This is a genomic window from Aeromicrobium sp. PFPM2_SD2 (genome assembly GCF_057364525.1).
Genome location: NZ_JBNFNZ010000293.1, coordinates 1 through 3,273 on the forward strand (window position 1 = coordinate 1; position 3,273 = coordinate 3,273).

At 72.1% G+C, this 3,273-nt stretch carries 3 protein-coding genes and 1 pseudogene; all 4 read left to right on the plus strand.

What is annotated here, in order from left to right; genetic code table 11:
- Nucleotides 1-263 precede the first annotated feature (263 nt).
- Nucleotides 264-572, plus strand: coding sequence for a 50S ribosomal protein L21 (gene rplU / locus AC2W7G_RS12320; RefSeq protein ID WP_485868699.1), 309 nt, complete (start codon nucleotides 264-266; stop codon nucleotides 570-572).
- Between the two features lie 11 nt (nucleotides 573-583).
- Complete coding sequence (gene rpmA, locus AC2W7G_RS12325) at nucleotides 584-841, plus strand: 50S ribosomal protein L27 (RefSeq protein ID WP_485868697.1); 258 nt, start codon at nucleotides 584-586, stop codon at nucleotides 839-841.
- An 88-nt stretch (nucleotides 842-929) separates the two neighbouring features.
- Nucleotides 930-2,448 (plus strand): annotated as a pseudogene (gene obgE, locus AC2W7G_RS12330) (GTPase ObgE); the annotation flags it as partial.
- A 119-nt stretch (nucleotides 2,449-2,567) separates the two neighbouring features.
- A partial coding sequence (proB, locus tag AC2W7G_RS12335) for a glutamate 5-kinase (RefSeq protein WP_485868698.1) occupies nucleotides 2,568-3,273 on the plus strand: 706 nt, incomplete at its 3' end.

The following is a 3,273-nucleotide window of genomic DNA, read 5'->3' on the forward strand; positions in this document are numbered from 1 at the left end:
CGACGCCGGAGCCGGTCCGCACCGGTCCGGTCGTCTCGGCGCCGGTCCGCAGCACGTCGCGTCCGCGCCGTCGCTCGTCCAGCCGCTCGGCCGGGGCCCCCAAGCCGATCGAGCTGCCGACGACTGTGACGGAGCCCGTTTTGACCGACGAGGGCACCGATCAGTAGACTCGACCCTCGGTGCGCCTTTCGCCGCACCGTCTTCGCGTGCCCGGCACCGTCGGACCGCGACCTGAACGCATTGACACAGTGAGGAATCCCGTGGTGTACGCAATCGTGCGCAGTGGCGGCGGCCAGCAGAAGGTCTCCGTCGGTGACGTCATCGAGATCGACAAGGTCGCCGCGTCCGAGGGCGACACCCTGACGCTGCCCGCCGTGCTGCTGGTCGACGGCGACGCCGTCACGTCGGACGCTGACGCGCTCGGCAAGCTGACGGTGACGGCCGAGGTCCTCGGTGGCACCAAGGGCCCGAAGATCATCATCCAGAAGTACAAGAACAAGACCGGCTACAAGAAGCGCCAGGGTCACCGTCAGAAGTACACCCAGGTGAAGATCACCGGGATCGAGAAGTAGGGGCTTAGAAGATGGCACACAAGAAGGGCGCCGCCTCCACCAAGAACGGCCGCGACTCCAATGCCCAGCGCCTCGGCGTGAAGCGCTTCGGCGGCCAGGTCGTCAGCGCCGGCGAGATCATCGTCCGCCAGCGCGGCACGCACTTCCACCCCGGCACCAACGTCGGCCGCGGTGGCGACGACACGCTGTTCGCCCTGTCGGCCGGTGCGGTCGAGTTCGGCACGCGTCGTGGTCGCAAGGTCGTCAACATCGTCCCGTCGGAGCTCTAGTCCGGCGCACGTGACCTGAGAGGGGCAGTCCGCACCACGCGGGCTGCCCCTTTCCTCTTCCCACCCCTTTCGTTCGAGGAGCTCAGTCGTGGCCATCCCCACGTTCGTGGACCGCGTGACGTTGCACGTCGCCGCCGGTGCGGGCGGCAACGGCATCGCGTCGGTCCACCGCGAGAAGTTCAAGCCGCTCGGCGGTCCCGACGGCGGCAACGGCGGCCACGGCGGCAGCGTGATCCTGCGGGTCGCGCAGGACGTCACCACGCTGGTCGACTACCACCACGAGCCGCACCGGCGTGCCGGGCGCGGCGGCCACGGTGCCGGCAGCAACCGCTCGGGCGCCAACGGCGACGACCTCGTGCTCAAGGTGCCCGACGGCACCGTCGTCACGACGCAGGACGGCGAGGTGCTCGCCGACCTCGTGGGCGTCGGCACCGAGCTCGTCATCGCCCAGGGCGGCCGCGGCGGCCTCGGCAACGCCGCGCTCGCCTCGAGCAAGCGCCGCGCGCCCGGCTTCGCCCTCATGGGCGAGCCCGGCGAGGAGCGCACGATCGTCCTCGAGCTCAAGGTCGTGGCCGACATCGGCCTGGTCGGCTTCCCGTCGGCCGGCAAGTCCAGCCTCATCGCGGCGCTGTCGCGGGCCCGGCCGAAGATCGCCGACTACCCGTTCACGACGCTGGTGCCGAACCTGGGCGTCGTGACGGCCGGCTCGACCACGTTCACGGTCGCCGACGTCCCCGGCCTCATCGAGGGCGCGAGCGAGGGACGCGGCCTGGGCCACGACTTCCTGCGCCACGTCGAGCGCTGCGCCGCGCTCGTGCACGTCATCGACTGCGCCACCGTCGAGCCCGGGCGCGACCCGCTGACCGACCTGGACGTCATCGAGAACGAGCTGTCCCGCTACGGCGGCCTCGAGGACCGTCCGCGCCTGGTCGCGCTGAACAAGACCGACGTGCCGGACGCCGCCGAGATCGCGAGCTTCGTGCGCGACGACCTGGTGGAGCGCGGCCTGCGGGTGTTCGACGTCTCGGCCGCCAGCCACCAGGGCCTGCGCGAGCTGTCGTTCGCGATGGCCGCGATCGTGGAGGCCGAGCGGGCCAAGAAGCCGCAGGTCGAGGCGACGCGCATCGTGCTGCGTCCCCAGGCCGAGGCCGGGGTGGGCGACGAGTTCACCATCGAGCACAAGGGCGGGCAGTGGATCGTCCGCGGCGAGAAGCCGACCCGTTGGGTGCGCCAGACCGACTTCGGCAACGACGAGGCCGTCGGCTTCCTGGCCGACCGGCTCAACCGGCTCGGCGTCGAGGAGCGGCTGCTCGAGCTGGGCGCTGAGGCCGGTGACGACGTCGTCATCGGCGAGGAGTCCAACGCCGTCGTGTTCGACTTCGACCCGCAGAACGTCGCCGGGGCCGAGCTGCTCGCGCCGCGGCGAGGACCTGCGCCTGGAGCAGAACATGCGCCGCACCAACCGCGAGCGCCGCGAGGAGCTGCTGGCCCGGCGCGCGTGGGAGATCGCGGCTCGCGAGGCGCGCGAGCGCGGCGAGGAGCCGCCCGAGTACGTCAGCCCCTTCGCCGACGAGGACGCGGAGTCGTCCGAGGCCGGCGACGGCGACGACTGGACGTCCTTCGACGAGTACGACGGCGTGCAGGTCTTCGAGATCGGCGACGACGAGCTGGACGATGACGAGGACGCCGACGCGGCGCAGGCCGAGGACGTGGAGGACGGGCAGCGGTGAGCCGGCTCGTCGTCAAGGTGGGGTCGTCGTCGCTGACGACCGTCGGCGGGGGACTGGACCCGGAGCGGCTCAACGCGCTCGTCGACACCCTCGCCGAGGCGACGCAGCGCGGTGACGAGGTGGTGCTGGTCAGCTCCGGCGCCATCGCCGCCGGCCTGGCCCCGCTGGGCCTGGCCACGCGCCCCCGCGACCTGGCCACGCAGCAGGCGGCCGCGAGCGTCGGGCAGGGACGCCTGGTCGCGCGGTACACCGCGCGCTTCGCCCAGCACGGCCTGACCACCGGCCAGGTGCTGCTGACCGTCGAGGACGTCACGCGCCGCAGCCGCTACCGCAACGCCTACCAGACGTTCGCGAAGCTGCTCGAGCTCGGCGCGGTGCCGATCGTCAACGAGAACGACACCGTCGCGACCAGCGAGATCCGCTTCGGCGACAACGACCGGCTGGCCGCCCTGGTGGCGCACCTGGTGCACGCCGACCGGCTCGTCCTGCTGTCGGACGTCGACGCGCTGTACGACGGCCCGCCGTCGCGCCCCGGTGCGCAGCGCATCCCCGAGGTGCGCTCGTTCGACGACCTCGGCGGCATCGACGTCACGCGGCCGAGCGAGTCCAAGGTCGGCACCGGCGGCATTGGTCACCAAAGCTGGAGGCCGCCCCGCATCGCCACGAGCGCGGGGCATCGCCGTCACGCTCACCGACGCCGCG